The 15,390-nt window shown below is 44.0% G+C and carries 15 protein-coding genes; all 15 read right to left on the bottom strand.

The window, feature by feature from the left end; genetic code table 11:
• Positions 1–67: 67 nt before the first annotated feature.
• A complete protein-coding gene (gene rny / locus AC3WTJ_RS23525; RefSeq protein WP_145656332.1) occupies positions 68–1,606 on the bottom strand; it encodes a ribonuclease Y in 1,539 nt (512 codons plus the stop codon).
• A 386-nt stretch (positions 1,607–1,992) separates the two neighbouring features.
• Positions 1,993–2,682 (bottom strand): regulatory protein RecX, encoded by a 690-nt coding sequence (locus AC3WTJ_RS23520; protein WP_492523875.1) that lies wholly within the window; start codon positions 2,680–2,682, stop codon positions 1,993–1,995.
• A gap of 78 nt (positions 2,683–2,760) precedes the next feature.
• On the bottom strand, positions 2,761–3,804 hold the full coding sequence (recA, locus tag AC3WTJ_RS23515; RefSeq protein WP_492523874.1) for a recombinase RecA: 1,044 nt from the start codon (positions 3,802–3,804) through the stop codon (positions 2,761–2,763).
• Between the two features lie 172 nt (positions 3,805–3,976).
• Positions 3,977–5,227: a competence/damage-inducible protein A gene (locus tag AC3WTJ_RS23510; RefSeq protein ID WP_492523873.1), complete on the bottom strand. Its 1,251-nt coding sequence runs from the start codon at positions 5,225–5,227 to the stop codon at positions 3,977–3,979.
• Positions 5,228–5,268: 41 nt separating this feature from the next.
• The gene (pgsA, locus tag AC3WTJ_RS23505) at positions 5,269–5,856 is read right to left on the bottom strand and encodes a CDP-diacylglycerol--glycerol-3-phosphate 3-phosphatidyltransferase (protein WP_127450952.1); all 588 of its coding nucleotides are present in this window, start codon (positions 5,854–5,856) and stop codon (positions 5,269–5,271) included.
• Entirely contained in the window at positions 5,853–7,181 is a 1,329-nt protein-coding gene (gene rimO / locus AC3WTJ_RS23500; protein ID WP_492523872.1) for a 30S ribosomal protein S12 methylthiotransferase RimO, read from the bottom strand. Before rimO ends, pgsA begins: the two co-directional genes overlap by 4 nt.
• A 127-nt stretch (positions 7,182–7,308) precedes the next feature.
• A complete protein-coding gene (locus AC3WTJ_RS23495; protein WP_127450956.1) occupies positions 7,309–7,800 on the bottom strand; it encodes a YajQ family cyclic di-GMP-binding protein in 492 nt (163 codons plus the stop codon).
• 146 nt (positions 7,801–7,946) lie between these two features.
• A complete protein-coding gene (locus AC3WTJ_RS23490; RefSeq protein ID WP_127450958.1) occupies positions 7,947–8,825 on the bottom strand; it encodes a helix-turn-helix domain-containing protein in 879 nt (292 codons plus the stop codon).
• A gap of 49 nt (positions 8,826–8,874) precedes the next feature.
• Positions 8,875–9,618, bottom strand: coding sequence for a DUF3388 domain-containing protein (locus AC3WTJ_RS23485; RefSeq protein WP_379171917.1), 744 nt, complete (start codon positions 9,616–9,618; stop codon positions 8,875–8,877).
• Between the two features lie 120 nt (positions 9,619–9,738).
• Positions 9,739–10,590: a hypothetical protein gene (locus AC3WTJ_RS23480; RefSeq protein ID WP_492523871.1), complete on the bottom strand. Its 852-nt coding sequence runs from the start codon at positions 10,588–10,590 to the stop codon at positions 9,739–9,741.
• A 92-nt stretch (positions 10,591–10,682) separates the two neighbouring features.
• Positions 10,683–10,934: a DUF3243 domain-containing protein gene (locus tag AC3WTJ_RS23475; RefSeq protein WP_127450964.1), complete on the bottom strand. Its 252-nt coding sequence runs from the start codon at positions 10,932–10,934 to the stop codon at positions 10,683–10,685.
• A gap of 93 nt (positions 10,935–11,027) precedes the next feature.
• Positions 11,028–11,783, bottom strand: a complete 756-nt coding sequence (gene ymfI, locus AC3WTJ_RS23470) for an elongation factor P 5-aminopentanone reductase (RefSeq protein WP_492523870.1) — start codon at positions 11,781–11,783, stop codon at positions 11,028–11,030.
• Complete coding sequence (gene yfmH, locus AC3WTJ_RS23465) at positions 11,780–13,069, bottom strand: EF-P 5-aminopentanol modification-associated protein YfmH (RefSeq protein ID WP_492523869.1); 1,290 nt, start codon at positions 13,067–13,069, stop codon at positions 11,780–11,782. The genes ymfI and yfmH overlap by 4 nt, the downstream gene beginning before the upstream one ends.
• A gap of 3 nt (positions 13,070–13,072) precedes the next feature.
• Positions 13,073–14,353 (bottom strand): EF-P 5-aminopentanol modification-associated protein YfmF, encoded by a 1,281-nt coding sequence (yfmF, locus tag AC3WTJ_RS23460; protein WP_492523868.1) that lies wholly within the window; start codon positions 14,351–14,353, stop codon positions 13,073–13,075.
• A 99-nt stretch (positions 14,354–14,452) separates the two neighbouring features.
• Positions 14,453–15,256, bottom strand: a complete 804-nt coding sequence (gene sleB, locus AC3WTJ_RS23455; protein ID WP_492523867.1) for a spore cortex-lytic enzyme — start codon at positions 15,254–15,256, stop codon at positions 14,453–14,455.
• Between the last annotated feature and the right edge of the window lie 134 nt (positions 15,257–15,390).

Genomic DNA, 15,390 nt, shown 5'->3' with positions numbered 1-15,390 from the left:
ATGAAATCGTCCCTCCTATAAAATAAGGAAAAGTGGCTGTATCAGCCACTTTTCGCATTGGTTACTCTTATTTAGCGTATTCAACAGCTCGTGTTTCACGAATGACGGTAACCTTAATATGTCCTGGATAATCGAGTTCACCCTCGATTTTTTTGGTAATATCGCGGGCCAGACGGAACGCTTCGGTGTCATCCACTTTCTCAGGTTGAACCATAACACGTACTTCACGGCCTGCTTGAATGGCGTATGATTTCTCAACACCTTCAAAAGATTCCGAAATTTCTTCGAGCTTCTCTAGACGCTTAATATATGTTTCGAGCGTTTCCCTGCGTGCTCCAGGTCTCGCCGCGGATAAGGCATCTGCTGCTCCGACTAACATCGCAATAACGGAAGTTGCCTCCACATCACCGTGATGTGATGCAATACTGTTAATGACGACTGGATGCTCCTTGTACTTCTTACCAATCTCAACACCAATCTCGACATGAGATCCTTCAACCTCGTGGTCAAGCGCCTTACCGATGTCATGAAGCAGCCCGGCACGTTTCGCCAAAGTTACGTCTACCCCGAGCTCCCCGGCCATCAGACCAGCCAGATAAGCTACCTCCATGGAATGCTTCAATACGTTCTGACCATAACTTGTTCTAAATTTCAGTCGACCCAAAATCTTGATCAAGTCAGGATGCAATCCGTGAACTCCAACTTCAAACGTGGCTTGCTCCCCATATTCGCGGATGCGTTCATCCACTTCTTTACGGGATTTCTCAACCATCTCTTCAATACGTGCTGGATGAATACGTCCATCGGCAACAAGCTTCTCTAGGGATGTACGAGCAATTTCGCGACGAATTGGATCAAAACCAGATAAAATAACTGCTTCTGGCGTGTCATCAATAATAAGGTCAATACCCGTTAATGTTTCTAGTGCACGGATATTACGTCCCTCACGACCGATAATCCGGCCTTTCATTTCTTCATTTGGCAACGAAACAACTGAAACGGTCGTTTCAGCAACATGATCTGCGGCACAACGTTGAATGGCGAGCGTGATGATCTCACGGGCTTTCTTATCGCCGTCTTCTTTGGCCTGTTGTTCGATTTCTTTAATAAGCTGTGCAGTCTCGTGTCGTACTTCCTGCTCCACATTGGTAAGAATGATGCTTTTCGCTTCTTCCATTGTAAGTCCTGAGATACGCTCTAACTCCGAAACCTGGCTTTTATAAAGCTGATCAATTTGATTTTGGGTATCCTCGATCCGCTTCTCTTTGTTGGCAACTTGCTCTTCTTTACGCTCGAGAGATTCTAATTTTTTATCCAGCGATTCCTCTTTTTGCAACAATCGTCTTTCTTGTCGTTGAATTTCATTCCGACGCTCACGAATGTCTTTTTCAGCTTCGGACCTAAGTTTATGCACTTCGTCCTTTGCTTCCAGAACCGTTTCTTTTTTCAGTGCTTCTGCTTCTTTCTTAGCAGCTTCTCTAATCTGCTCAGCGGCTGTTTCAGCACTGGAAATTTTCGCTTCTGCAAGAGATTTACGGATAAAATAACCAATCCCTAAGCATGCAGCTCCAACAATGAGAATGATCGCGATCCAGATGACAGTCATCTTGTTCACCTCCTCGTTGGTTTCTCCAAGGTGTTAGCCTGGGATTCCGTTCGGTTTTTTAATCCGATTTTTAATTGTTTGACTAGTCATACATACCCTAATGTAAAAGGGTATGGCTTTTAAATGAATGCGCACTGTGCGTAAGAGGCACTATAGTGCTAATAATCCATAATCAACAGAGTAAAAATTGGCGGTTTTTACATCTGTCCCCTCAAAATCAATGAAATAAGTATGATTTTGAATACATTATGAAAATATACACTGTTATTTTATCTTTTGTCGAAGAAGCTTGTCAAGCGATAGTCCATGAGAAGATCATCATGCCCAACTGCGTCCCCTTTTATTCATTCATATTGTTAAGTAATTTCAGTTATTATTTAACAACATTAATCATCAAAGGAATCATCATGGATTTCAAAATCATCTTCACTTGGCTCGCTGCTCAACTGCCCGAGTACCTTCGTCACAACGGCACCCGTGTACCCTCTGCGCATTAGAAAAGCTGCCGTCTTTCTCTTCTTATCAAAAACCTCGCCAGAGGTTTGCTTCCATTTCGTTTGAGCAAGTTTCATGGCTCCAGCTATTTCATCCTCTTGATTGATGTTCTCCATTGCATGTTTGACCAACTCTTTATCGATGCCTTTTTGCTGCAGTTCTTGACGAACGAGGTTGCGGCCTTTCTTTTGAGAAATAATCCGGCTGTCCGTCCACATTTTAGCAAACTCTTGGTCATTCAGATAATTTTGCGAGGCTAACTTCTCAATCACCCATTCGATAATAGGTGGTTCATAACCTGATTCTTTGAGCTTGCGTTTCAACTCGCTCGATGAATGCGGTCGCCGGCCGATCGCTCGCAAAGCCTTCATGTACGCATTATTCCGTTCTTCATCTTGAATAATTCTCTCAATATCTTGGAGATCTACGCTCTCTCCTTTGACTAATCGATGCTTAATGAGAATGTCTTCATGGACTGAAAACGCGTACTCTTCATTCAAAAATATGTTATAGCGGTGCTTCCCCCGCTTCTGCTTCTCCACAAGTGTGATGATAGAAATCTGTTGTTCTTCTTGCTCCAAACTTTCCGGCCCCTTTCATGCACGAAAGCACCCTAACCTAAGGTTTAAGGTGCTTTCACGATATCATATCATCGAATCTTACTCGAAAGCCGCTTCTAACTCATCGTCTTCCTCGTCTACATTTGGCCCGACAGCAATAATCAAATTGCTGTTTTCACGGATTTTTTGTTCGATCGTTTCGGCAATTGCTTTGTTATCTTTCAAGAATTGCTTTGCATTTTCACGACCTTGGCCTAAACGCTCGCCCTCATAGGAATACCAGGCTCCGCTCTTATTCACGATATCCATCTCAGTTGCGATATCAATAATACTGCCTTCACGTGAAATGCCTTCACCGTACATAATATCTACTTCCGCTTGTTTGAACGGAGGAGCTACTTTATTCTTAACGACCTTAATTCTCGTCCGGTTACCGACCATATCGTTACCTTGCTTGATCGTTTCTATGCGACGAACATCCAGTCGAACGGAGGAGTAGAACTTCAGTGCACGGCCACCAGGCGTTGTCTCCGGGTTTCCAAACATAACGCCGACCTTCTCACGCAACTGGTTAATGAAAATCGCAATAACCTTGGATTTGTTAATTGCACCAGACAGCTTACGAAGTGCTTGAGACATCAGACGTGCTTGCAGACCTACGTGAGAGTCTCCCATTTCGCCTTCGATCTCTGCTTTAGGTACTAATGCCGCTACAGAGTCGATAACGATAATATCTACCGCGCCGCTTCTTACAAGCGCTTCTGCGATCTCTAGAGCTTGCTCGCCGGTATCAGGTTGAGAGAGCAACAGCTCATCTATGTTAATGCCGAGCTTACTTGCATAAGAAGGATCCAACGCGTGCTCTGCATCGATAAATGCAGCTTGTCCGCCAACCTTCTGGACTTCAGCGATCGCATGTAACGCTACTGTTGTTTTACCTGAGGATTCAGGTCCGTATACTTCAATAATTCTTCCGCGTGGGAATCCACCTATTCCTAGTGCAATATCAAGGGCTAACGCTCCGCTTGAAATCGTCTCAACTTGCATATGCGTTGATTCTCCAAGCTTCATGATGGAGCCTTTACCGAACTGTTTCTCAATTTGTCGTAATGCATTATCAAGTGCTGCGCGACGGTCTGTCAAAACACTCACTTCCTTCTATCATTATAGGTATATGATAACTTGTTTCGGGGTGTTTGCCAAGTACTTTTTCGAACATACATTCGTTTTTTTTCGCGAACAAACAAAAAACCGCAACAAAGTTATCGCTTTGTTACGGTTCTTCCGTTAACACTTCTTTGATTATATGCGAACTCTAGCTTTCTTTCAACTGTTTCCAAAGATGGTAGAGCGCGCTCTTCGCGGATCTATGTTTAATCGATTCCCGGTTGCCGGAAAGCTGCAGCGTAATGACTTGTGGCTCCGCGTTCTTTTGCGCAAATCCAATATATACAAGTCCGACAGGCTTGCCTTCAGACGAGCCAGGACCGGCTACACCGGTTACGGAAATGCCGAAGTCACTCCCCGTTGTCGTGAGCAAGTTCTCTGCTAAGATAACCGCTGTTTCGCTGCTAACGGCACCTGGCGCACCTTCGCCTTCCAGCACCTCCATAGGAACACCGAGAAGTTTATGTTTTAGCGCATTGGAATAACAGATAATCCCCCCCAGGAAAGAGCTCGAGCTCCCGGGTATTGAAGTTATTAAATCACTGAGCAAACCGCCTGTGCAGCTCTCAGCAACGGCAAGCGACAATTTGCGTTCATCCAACATTTTCAAAACCATTGTTTCAATCGGTACGTCTTGATCCGCATAAATATGCTGGCCTAAACGGCTTCTAATCTCTTGTTCAGTCGCAAACAGTTTACGCTCGCCCTCTTCCGCCGTTTGTGCGCGGGTCGTCAGACGAATCGTCACTTCGCCTTCTTTGGCATATGGAGCAATGGTTGGGTCCGATTGTGCTTGAATCAAATCAATTAATTGATGCTCTAAATTAGATTCACCGATGCCGGCAAATTTGAGCATTTTGGAATAAAGCGGAACTTCATCATGCATAACCGCACGCAGCCAAGGAATCGCATAGTTGGTAAACATGGGCTTCATTTCTTTGGGCGGTCCAGGCAGAAGAATGAAATGAGTTCCTTCAAACGTGAAGGCAACACCTACGGCCAGTCCTGTTTCGTTATGTAATGGATCACTGCCCTCAAGCATTAACGCTTGGCGCCTGTTGCTTTCTACCATATGTATCCCGCGTGATTGGAACATCTGGGTGATTGCGTTCATCGACGGCTCATGAATGATTAACTGACGGCCTACGTAAGCCGCTAGGACATCTTTTGTAAGGTCATCCTGTGTAGGACCCAAACCACCTGTGCAGATGACCACGTCGGCTCTGGAGGCGGCTAATGTGAGGCTTTCCAGCAATCTCTGCTCATTATCGCCCACTACGGTCTGGAAATAGATGTCCACACCAATTGCGGCGCACTCCCTGGAAAGAAATTGAGCGTTCGTATTAACAATTTGTCCAAGCAAGAGCTCTGTTCCAACAGCAACGATTTCTGCTTTCATCCCAGCATCCTCCTAGAATAGAAAAAAACCAATAGGAAGCCCTATTGTGTCTTTTCTGAAAAGTCTATGACATGTTTATTTTTCACAAAATACTCGATACCTGAGTAGACCGTAATGATGGCCGCTGCCCAACTTGCTATAACATCAAAAGGGAAATCCACAAACGTAAACGGAAAATTATTGATAAGTAGCGCTATGATGGCTGTAATCTGAGCTGCCGTCTTTGCTTTTCCCCACTTACTAGCCGCCATCACTGTGCCTTCCAGCAGAGCAATCTGGCGAAGACCAGTTACAGCCCATTCTCTACTGATAATAACAATGACGATCCAAGCATCTACTTTACCCATTTCCACTAGTGAAACGAGCACAGCCGTAACAAGCAGCTTATCCGCCAAAGGATCAAGCAGCTTGCCTAAATTGGTTACTAAATTGCGTTTTCTGGCAATATAACCATCTAAACTATCTGTGCTCGCTGCAATAATAAAAATAGTAGCAGCAATAATTTGATTATACGTAATGCTAAATTCCTCAATCCGTATATGAGGGAATTTCACCTTAATCAACAGAAAAAACATGATGATCGGTACTAGTAAAATCCTCGCCACGGTGATGCGGTTGGCCAGGTTCATGCAATTACCTCCCCAGATAAGTCAAACTCATAAGAGTGGGTAATACGAACTTTGGCAAGTTCACCGATCGTCAGTTTACCATTCGAAACGAATACTTCCCCATCAATCTCGGGAGCATCAAATTGAGAACGTCCAATATACACATCACTTCTGCCATCGTACCGCTCAATCAGTACATCAATTTCTTGACCGATACGGCGTCCGCCCCGGATATTCGAAATTTCTCTCTGGATTTCCATGATCGCATTCGCACGATACTCTTTCACATCATCAGGCACTTGATTCGGCAAACGTGCCGCCGGCGTATCATCTTCTTTGGAATAGGCAAAAACGCCAAGGCGATCGAACTGTACATCACGAACAAATTGTTTCAAGTTCTCGAAATCTTCTTCCGTTTCTCCCGGGAACCCTACAATAAGGGAAGTCCGAAGTGCAACATCCGGGATCGATTCGCGAATTTTGCGAACCAGTTCACGGGTATCCTTTTGACGGCCAGGTCTACGCATACGTTTAAGAATGGAATCTTCGCTGTGTTGAAGCGGCATATCGATGTATTTACACACTTTCGGGTTTGTCGCCATCACTTCAATTAATTCGTCGCTAAAGAAACCAGGATATGCATAGTGCAGACGTACCCACTCAATGCCTTCTACCTCGCTCACTTTATTCAGAAGTGTAGGCAGCATAAAGCTATCATACAAATCTGTCCCGTAGTTCGTAGAATCCTGTGCAATTAAGCTAATTTCTTTCACGCCTTGGGAAGCCAAGTTAGCTACTTCCGCGACAATGGACTCCATGCTTCTGCTCTTGAAGCTTCCGCGCATGATCGGGATACTGCAGAATGTGCACGCATTATCACAGCCTTCGGCGATTTTTACATACGCTGTATATCTAGGCGTTGTAACAAGCCTCGGCAGGTCCGCATCATAGTTAAATACCGGATTCCCAACAAGAATCGGTCTTTTCCCGCGCAGCGCCTCATCAACGATATCGTTGATTTTGTCAAAATCTCCCGTTCCCACGATTCCGTCAATCTCCGGCATTTCATCGAGCAGCTGCTTTTTGTAACGCTGGGTTAAGCAACCTGAAACGATAAGCGCCTTAAGATTCGCTGTTTCTTTGAGTTCCGCCATATCCAAAATTGTATTTACGGATTCTTCTTTCGCTGCATCAATGAACCCGCAAGTGTTCACGATAATGACAGTGGCATCTTCCTTGTTATCTACAAGCTGAAAACCACGCCCATGTATTAATCCAGCCATAATCTCGGAATCGACCATATTCTTCTCGCATCCGAGGGTTACTACTTTAACCTTTTCTGTCATGAAAGAAACAACCTCCAATAGTCCTAAAAACGCTCCCTACAAGTATAATACAAGCCCTATAGGGTGTCAAAATGTAAAAACCCCCTCGCAGCAGGGGGCTTCTCTTTCAATAACAGGGTATGTATGCCTATTTTAAGTTTACAAATTGTAGATCAAGAGGAATATCAGCCTTGCGAAGCAGAGCGATAACAGCCTGTAAATCATCACGGCTCTTGCCCGTTACCCGAATTTGATCTCCTTGTACTTGCGTTTTCACCTTAAGTTTCGAATCACGAATCAGGACGTTGATCTTTTTCGAATTTTCTTGATCGACACCTTGTTTCATGCTGATTTTCTGTCTTACGGTCGAGCTGGCCGCTGGTTCTACCTTGCTGTAATCGAGATTTTTGATCGAAATCCCGCGTTTTGTCATTTTGGCATGCAGAATATCTAGAACATTCTGAAGCTTGAACTCGTCATCCGAAGTAACCACTAATTGATCTTTTTCTAATTTAATGCTGCTTTTGCTGCCTTTAAAATCAAAGCGGGTTGCAATCTCTTTTTCAGCCTGTTGAATGGCGTTATTTAACTCCTGCATATCCACCTTGGATACAATATCGAACGAACTTTCTGAACTCATCTTAGACCAAACACCCTTTCCATCAAATTACAATAGCATTATAGCAAGAAGTCTAATAAAAAGAAACATCCCGCAGCCCCACGGCCTAGGATGTCTCTTGAGGAAATGATTTCATTACCCGGGAAAGCGCAGGAAATGCCAAAATGCTAGTTTTTTTGCAAGTTCAGCTGTACACGCTTTGGATTAGGCGTATCACCAACAGGTACCACGGTGCCGTTCACAGTAAGCTCTAGCGCACTTGCTGCTCCTACATTCAGATAGGCGGAACTTGTCAAATCAAAGGCGTCAGTATCGCCTGCTTTGTAAAGCTTTTGTCTTAACATGTCTTTACCGCCACCCTCTGTAAGGGCATCAATTCGAATCCAGCAGGAACCGTTTATTTTCATTTGTATGTTTAAATTCGCAGTACCGGTAATCGTGTAGTTATCTACACCTTTTTCATTGCTGCTAAATTTAACTTGTACCGCTGGTGGCGTTGGGGTCGGTGCCGGCGTTGGGGTCGGAAGAGGCTCCACTTTACCTTCACTGGAGGCATTCGTTGAAGTTGTCGGAGTCGTTCCTGCCCCGGGATTCGTGGTATCCGTAATTCGCGGAGACTGCGTTTGAGAAGGCTTTTCCCCTGCCGGTGTTCCCTTATAGTTCTTATATGTATAATAGTACACAATTCCGAAAATGAGCAAAATGAAACATATAAACATCACGCTTGACGCCCAACGGCTCATTTTCTCCGTGTTACGAACACTCGTTCGATTTTTACGAATTGTTTCTACTACCGGTTTTTCCACGACTGGAGAAGGATTCGTTGTCTCGTACATATTCAACACTTCAGTTGGATCCAATCCTACCGCTTCGGCATAGCTTTTGATGAAAGCTCGTACATAAAAGCTTCCTGGCAGCACTTTATAGTTTCCTTCTTCAATGGCTTCAAGGTAGCGTTTACGAATTTTTGTAACTTCCTGCAAATCATCTAGCGAAATCTTTCTTTCCAATCGTGTCTTGCGTAAAATGTATCCAAGATCAGACATAATGGTCACCTCCCCACGGGAATCTCATTAGTTAATGACGTTACAAACCTTAAAATGGTTCGGACGTATACGTAAACGAATCATAATTGATTTCTTCATCCGGGCTATTTCGAAGCTCAATAATATAATCAAAGTGATTATAAGTGTATTCAGATTCGCGAATAAATATATCCGGATGCTCGATTACCTTCGTAGATGGCATCGCCATGATATCCTGTAAAAGACTATGATGCTTCTCATTCGAACGAATCGTGGAGACGATTCCGTCAATAATGAACACATTGTTAGGAGTCATTTCATCTTCGGATAATTGGCTGCGAACCGTCTGACGAAGCAACGTGGAAGAAACGAAAGTCCAGCGTTTATTTGCACATACACTTCCTGCAATAATCGATTCTGTCTTGCCGACCCGAGGCATGCCGCGAAGCCCGATCACATGATTGCCTTCGCGTTTGAAAACCTCGCCAAGGAAGTCAACCAATAACCCTAGCTCATCACGGGTAAACCGGAATGTTTTGCGATCATCCGAATCGCGTTCGATATAACGACCATGACGCACAGCCAAAATATCCACAAGCTTAGGTGGACGTAATGCTGTAATAGTAATATTATCTACTTTTTTCAGCATTTTACCCATTAAGTCAATTTTTTCTTCATCGTTAGTTTGAAGAAGCATACCACGCGTACGATCTTCAACCCCATTAATGGTTACAATATTAATATCCAACATCCCCATCAAGGAAGCGATATCCCCTAATAACCCGGGACGGTTTTTGTGAATCTTATACTCCATATACCATTCTTTAACGTCCAATCCTTCCACCTCATCGCTGTATCTGTAACGTTCCTTTTGTTAGCTCTTCAAATAAATTCTACAATTTTCGCCAATTTCCTTCTATAAAGAGGCACGAATTTATTTCATTTTGAGTTCAGTAAGCTCTTTTTCATTGTAATTCAAAGCGCCTTTCTGCCATGACTTACTTGTCATTGCAAGAAGCCGGTCATCGAGAATTTGCGGCCAGTTCAGCTCAGCTGATAATGAATTTGAAACATCGATGACAGAGGTTCCTAGTGTTTTTGCTTTTTGCAGCTGCGCTTCTGTCGCTGGAGAATAGAATATAATCCAAGTCGCATAGTGCTGTCTCGTTTGGAAAGCTAATTGCTGAAACCATTGTTCATTATTATCAAGCAAAACAATGTGGTCCGCTTCTTCCGAAGGTGCCCATGCAGAAGGAATCGGACGATCGCTTCTTGTCACCCATTCCACTGTAATATTCTGAGCCATGAGATTTTGAATCCACTGATTCTTCAAGTTATCAATTTGTTGAGAATCAATTTGCAATAACGCAGCTTGCTCAAGGGTTGTGCTCGCACTCCCGTTAGCATCCAACTGGCTCTGTAATAATGTCCACTTACCCGGATTTAACCCTTGCTGAATCACCCCATTTGCCGATGGGAACAAATCGTTGCCGATAACATATATGTAATCGTACGAGCTTGCTTTCAATTTCGTGAGCACACGATCATCCACTGCACTCAAATCGTTAATCCAATCATAGGCGATAAAATTGGCGTCTCTCCACTTTTGAAGCGCACTCCCAATGGAGTCCTTAGCGGTTTGAGACAAATTAACGCTGGAAAGCATCAAGACAGACAATTTCTTATCCAATAACTCCTGTTTGATAACAGGAATACCTCGATTTCCACACCCTGCAACAATAAAAGATAAGAGCAAAATCATAAGCATAGAACGTTTGATCATCATGAAATTCGATTCCTTTCTACCTAAGAAAGCGTGCAAAAGCCTCCGAAAGAGGAGGCTTTCACATAGTACCCTATTGAATTGTAAAACGGTTATTAACCTTTGTCTACTAATTTTACCATGAGGCGGGCAAGCGTACGTTTATCCTGCTCATCCCCGGCATCCCACAGCTCTTTGAGCACACGTTCCTGCTCATTTTCCGGATCAACTTTATCAGCTAGGAATTCGCCAATTTGAAAAGCGAGCTTCGAGATGGTTTCATCACTCATCCCCGCATGTCCAGCTTGACTAACGCGTTCAGCCAGAAACTCTTTCCATTTGTCAAATACTTTAAGTACTGTAGCCATTGTAAGAAGCCTCCTTTGAGTTATGAGAGATGGTCATTACATAAGTAATATTCGCTTCTCCCACTAGAATTATGCGCGCTTCTTACAATGACATTAAGTTAACCATCCGCCATTAGGGCTAATGATTTGACCTGTGATATAGCCGGATTCGGGCAATGCCAGGAAATAAACGAGCGAAGCCACTTCATAGGGCATTGCAAAACGGCCTGCCGGAATTTCACTGGCAATCGCATCCCGCTCCTCCGTTTGAAATCCGGACATCATGTCGGTTTCAACAGCGCCGGGTGCAACGGCGTTTACTGTAACGCCGGATGGAGCAAGTTCTTTAGCTAATGCCTTAGTGAACGCATTCAGCCCACCTTTTGCCGTGGAATACACCACTTCACAGGATGCCCCTGAGATACCCCAGATCGAGGAGACATTAATGATTCGACCGTACTTTTGTGAAATCATCGCTTGCATAAAGGTTTGCGAACAAAGAAATGCTCCCTTTAAATTAACGTCCATGACAGAATCCCATTCTTCTTCGCTAACATCTGACAACAGCCCGTAATGAGCGATGCCCGCATTATTCACGATGATATCAGGAACCATTTCTTTTTGCTCCAGCTTTTCCTTCATCAAAAGAATTTGTTCTCGGGATTTGACATCCGCAGACACGGTCAGCACCTTCGCACCATGTTTCATGCAAGTTCTGGCAACTTCGTTCGCTGCTTCATGAGAATCGCGGTAGTGGATGACCACTTTCATCCCTACCGCGGCGAAGCGCTCAGCAATTGCTGCTCCAATCCCCCGGCTGGCGCCCGTAATGAGAACCGTTTGCTCACTAAATGGCTTGGAAAAGGTCACGACTTCTCACGACTTTGGACAATGGAAATAGCAAGCTTACTCCAATCGAAATGCTCTCTGAAGCGTCGATTAACATCCTCAAGCGTAATTTGCTCGTATACAGGCAAAATGTCAAACAGATCAATTCCTTTAAAGCGGTATTTCGTAAATTCATTCGCAATCGATTCCGGGGAATTCATCATCCGTAAGAAATTGCCGATTTTCTTCTTCCGGCTGCGTTCAAAGGTAACCTCATCAAGTCCTGAGCTTTTCCTTTTTTCTACTTCTTCACGGATACGGGCAATAAGCTGATCAGGATCTTTGGTATCACCGCCAAGGATAGAGAAGGCATATCCGTCACTGCAATTATATTCATGTCCGAAATTATCAGAGATTAACTGTTCATCATAAAGCGTTTGATAAATATCCGAGCTTGAGCTGAACAAGACGTCCAGCATTAATTTCGTTGTCAGCTCTCTAACAAGCAAATCTTTGCCATTCACAGCCGGTGCTTGCTCCTTGAAGCCAATTAAACACTTCGGCATCGATACTGGAAGCAAGGTAACTCTGCGTGCTTCCTTCACCTCCACCGGCTCTTCCGGGAAAAATCTTTTGATTTCTCCTTGCGGCGGAAATGTTTTGGCAGCTTGGTTCTCCTTCACTAATTTGATTACCTCTTCCGCATTCACCCCGCCTACAACAAATAAGCTCATATTGCTCGGGTGGTAGAAGGTGTTGTAGCACTCATACAAAGTCTCCTTTGTAATTTTGGAAATCGAAGCTACGGTCCCAGCGATATCAATATGAATAGGATGCTTGGCGTATAAAGATTCAATTAAACCGTAATAGCTTCTCCAGTCCGCATTGTCTTCGTACATTTTAATCTCTTGGCCGATAATCCCTTTTTCTTTTTCCACATTTTCATCTGTAAAATAAGGATTTTGCACGAAATTAATTAATGTCGTTAAATTAGTTAAATAATTGTCCGTTGACGAGAACAAATACGCGGTCCGGTCAAAACTTGTGAAAGCGTTCGCTGATGCCCCGTTTGAAGCAAAAGTAGCGAAAATGTCACCCTCAGGCTCCTCAAACATTTTGTGCTCCAGGAAATGGGCAATACCGTCCGGAACTTGAGCAGCCTCTTTCCCTTCAACTTGAAAATCGTTATCGATAGAACCATACTGCGTCGTGAACGTCGCATAGGTTTTCTGGAAACCTTCTTTGGGCAGAACAAACACATGAAGCCCATTATCGAGCACTTCGTGATAAATCGTTTCACCCAGGTGTGGATAAGGAATAACTTTCATGGCCTACTCTCCCTCCCGATCCCGTAAAAAGTAAATCGTATCCAGTTGAACTCGCTTAGCAGCTTGAGCAATCGCCGGAATGTCGATTTGTTCCACGGACTCGATTAACCCCGCTACAGTGCGCTCTTTACCCGACAAGATCGCATTAAAATCAAAAGAAATTAATTCAAAAGCGGAATCCTGAATTTCGCGGAGCTGATTCGCAATCATCGCTCGCGTCTGGCTTAGTTCGATATCATTAATATCTCCCTGCTCCATCGCCGTCAGCTGCTTGCGGATAATGTCAACCGCTTTCTCATAATTAGCCATTTCAATTCCGGACTGGATCGTTAGTATGCCTTTGTGCCCATCAAATCGAGATGATGCATAATAAGCTAAACTTGCTTTCTCACGGACGTTAATAAACAACTTGGAATGCGGATATCCGCCTAGAACCCCATTATACATAAGAGCTACAGGATAAAGCTCATCCCCATAGGAAATATTCGTGCGCAGCCCCATGTTCAATTTACCTTGATTAACGTCTAATCGCTCGACAACCGTTCTCACTTCACCTGAAGCGCCCCGCGGAGCCGAAGTTACATAACCAACATCTTGCTTGCGTTCAATCTTGAAGGCGGAAGCGACAATTCCTTCAACTTCAGCGAGCGTTGTGTTGCCAACCACATAAATATCTATCGGCTGTGATTGAAGCCACTGTCTATACTGTTCGTAAAGCTGCTCGGAATTAATGCGGTCAAGATCCGCTATTTTACCCAATGGGTGAAGACGATACGGATCGTCACTGCACATTTCTTCGATACAGCGCTCAGCGGCATAGCGGATTTTATCATTAATTACGGATTCAATACGCTTCTGAAGCGTTTGCTTCTCGGAATCTACATATTTGCTGCGAAAATGATTACCTTCCAGAGCTGGCCGTGTCAGTGTTTCTCCAACAAAATCAAGCCCTTGCTTCAAGAGTGATTGCGCCGACTTTACGAAACGGTCATTAATGATATCCATCCGCAACTGCACAATTTGATAATCGCCTCTTTTGTAAATATCAAAACCAAAACCCGCACCGTACAGATCATCCAAATACTCTCGAAATTGCTTCGTTTCCGGACGTAATTCCGTTCCTCTGCGTAAGACAAAAGGAGTAAGGGCGGTATTCGTGACCGTATCTTCATCTAAGGGACGGCCTATGTACACGGAAATTGCAAACGTTTTGAACCGATCTGTCGGCAGCACATGCAAACGAATATGATTTAATGTACTGCGCTCAAATTGTATATGCTTCAAAGGTCTGTCTCCCTTCTAAGATCGTAATAGTTCCATTATATTCCTATACGAAGAGGAGAAGCAACCAATGCCGGTTCCTTCTCCTTGTCCATTTCGAAATTATTTACAAAAAATATGCTTGCCAATATTCTTAACTTGTGGTCGGCTCCAAATCCACTTGGATGTTGCGGTTTCCGGGTTAAAATAATAGATACACCCGCCTGTAGGATCCCAGCCGCTTAATGCATCCTTAACCGCTTTTTTCGTTGATTCGCTAGGTGTAAGCCAAATTTGGCCATCTGCTACAGCGGTAAACGCACCTGGTTGAAAGATAACGCCCGAAACCGTGTTGGGAAAACTCGGGTTTTTGACGCGGTTCAAAATGACTGCGGCTACTGCTACTTGTCCAATATAGGGCTCGCCTCGTGCTTCACCATTCACAGCATTCGCCATCAAGTTAATATCTTGCTCCGAGAGGCCGAGATTATTAGATGGAGTAAGATTAGCCGGCTTTTGGTCCGAAGCAGCATTCTCCGTACCACCAGCAGTACCACCGCCACCGCTGCTACCTGTGTTTCCTCCAGTCGCAGGTGCTGTTGGTTTCCAATTCTTCGTAGCTTCCCATAGTTTAAGTTTTGTTTTTGGCCCTACAATACCATCTACGGTCATCCCAAATTCGCCTTGGAAACGTTTCACGGCTGTTAAAGTCTTATACCCATAGTCACCGTCTATATTGCCGCCATAAAAACCGATGAATTTCAAACGTCCTTGCAGCTCATTGACGTCTGCACCCGTAGCCCCATAACGTATCTCATTTTTGCTGAACGTTTCTTCCGCCGGCGGGTTGAACTTTCCTTTCAATTGGAAGGCAACAACCAATACGAAAACAATGCAAAAGGTTAATACAATTAATCGTTTATTCATTCCCCTTCTCAACCTCACTTTTCAAATAAGAGCCTTTTCTTACTTTTCTTAGCTTATTATGAGAAAGGGGGTCTTGGTTTATGCAAACAAAAACACTCTCTAGAAAGAGAGTGTCCATGTAATCATCCTGCATC

The organism is Paenibacillus sp. FW101-FHT12H11 (genome assembly GCF_058790355.1).
The sequence above is the reverse complement of the archived record's forward strand: the minus strand, read 5'-3'. Positions and strand labels throughout refer to the sequence as shown.

Bases quoted from the DNA above. Each gene is read 5' to 3' on its own strand.
- rny (WP_145656332.1), bottom strand. From the start codon at position 1,606: ATGACTGTCATCTGGATCGCGATCATTCTCATTGTTGGAGCTGCATGC.
- AC3WTJ_RS23510 (WP_492523873.1), bottom strand. From the start codon at position 5,227: ATGAAAGCAGAAATCGTTGCTGTTGGAACAGAGCTCTTGCTTGGACAA.
- pgsA (WP_127450952.1), bottom strand. From the start codon at position 5,856: ATGAACCTGGCCAACCGCATCACCGTGGCGAGGATTTTACTAGTACCG.
- rimO (WP_492523872.1), bottom strand. From the start codon at position 7,181: ATGACAGAAAAGGTTAAAGTAGTAACCCTCGGATGCGAGAAGAATATG.
- AC3WTJ_RS23495 (WP_127450956.1), bottom strand. From the start codon at position 7,800: ATGAGTTCAGAAAGTTCGTTCGATATTGTATCCAAGGTGGATATGCAG.
- AC3WTJ_RS23490 (WP_127450958.1), bottom strand. From the start codon at position 8,825: ATGTCTGATCTTGGATACATTTTACGCAAGACACGATTGGAAAGAAAG.
- AC3WTJ_RS23485 (WP_379171917.1), bottom strand. From the start codon at position 9,618: ATGGAGTATAAGATTCACAAAAACCGTCCCGGGTTATTAGGGGATATC.
- AC3WTJ_RS23480 (WP_492523871.1), bottom strand. From the start codon at position 10,590: ATGATGATCAAACGTTCTATGCTTATGATTTTGCTCTTATCTTTTATT.
- AC3WTJ_RS23475 (WP_127450964.1), bottom strand. From the start codon at position 10,934: ATGGCTACAGTACTTAAAGTATTTGACAAATGGAAAGAGTTTCTGGCT.
- yfmH (WP_492523869.1), bottom strand. From the start codon at position 13,069: ATGAAAGTTATTCCTTATCCACACCTGGGTGAAACGATTTATCACGAA.
- sleB (WP_492523867.1), bottom strand. From the start codon at position 15,256: ATGAATAAACGATTAATTGTATTAACCTTTTGCATTGTTTTCGTATTG.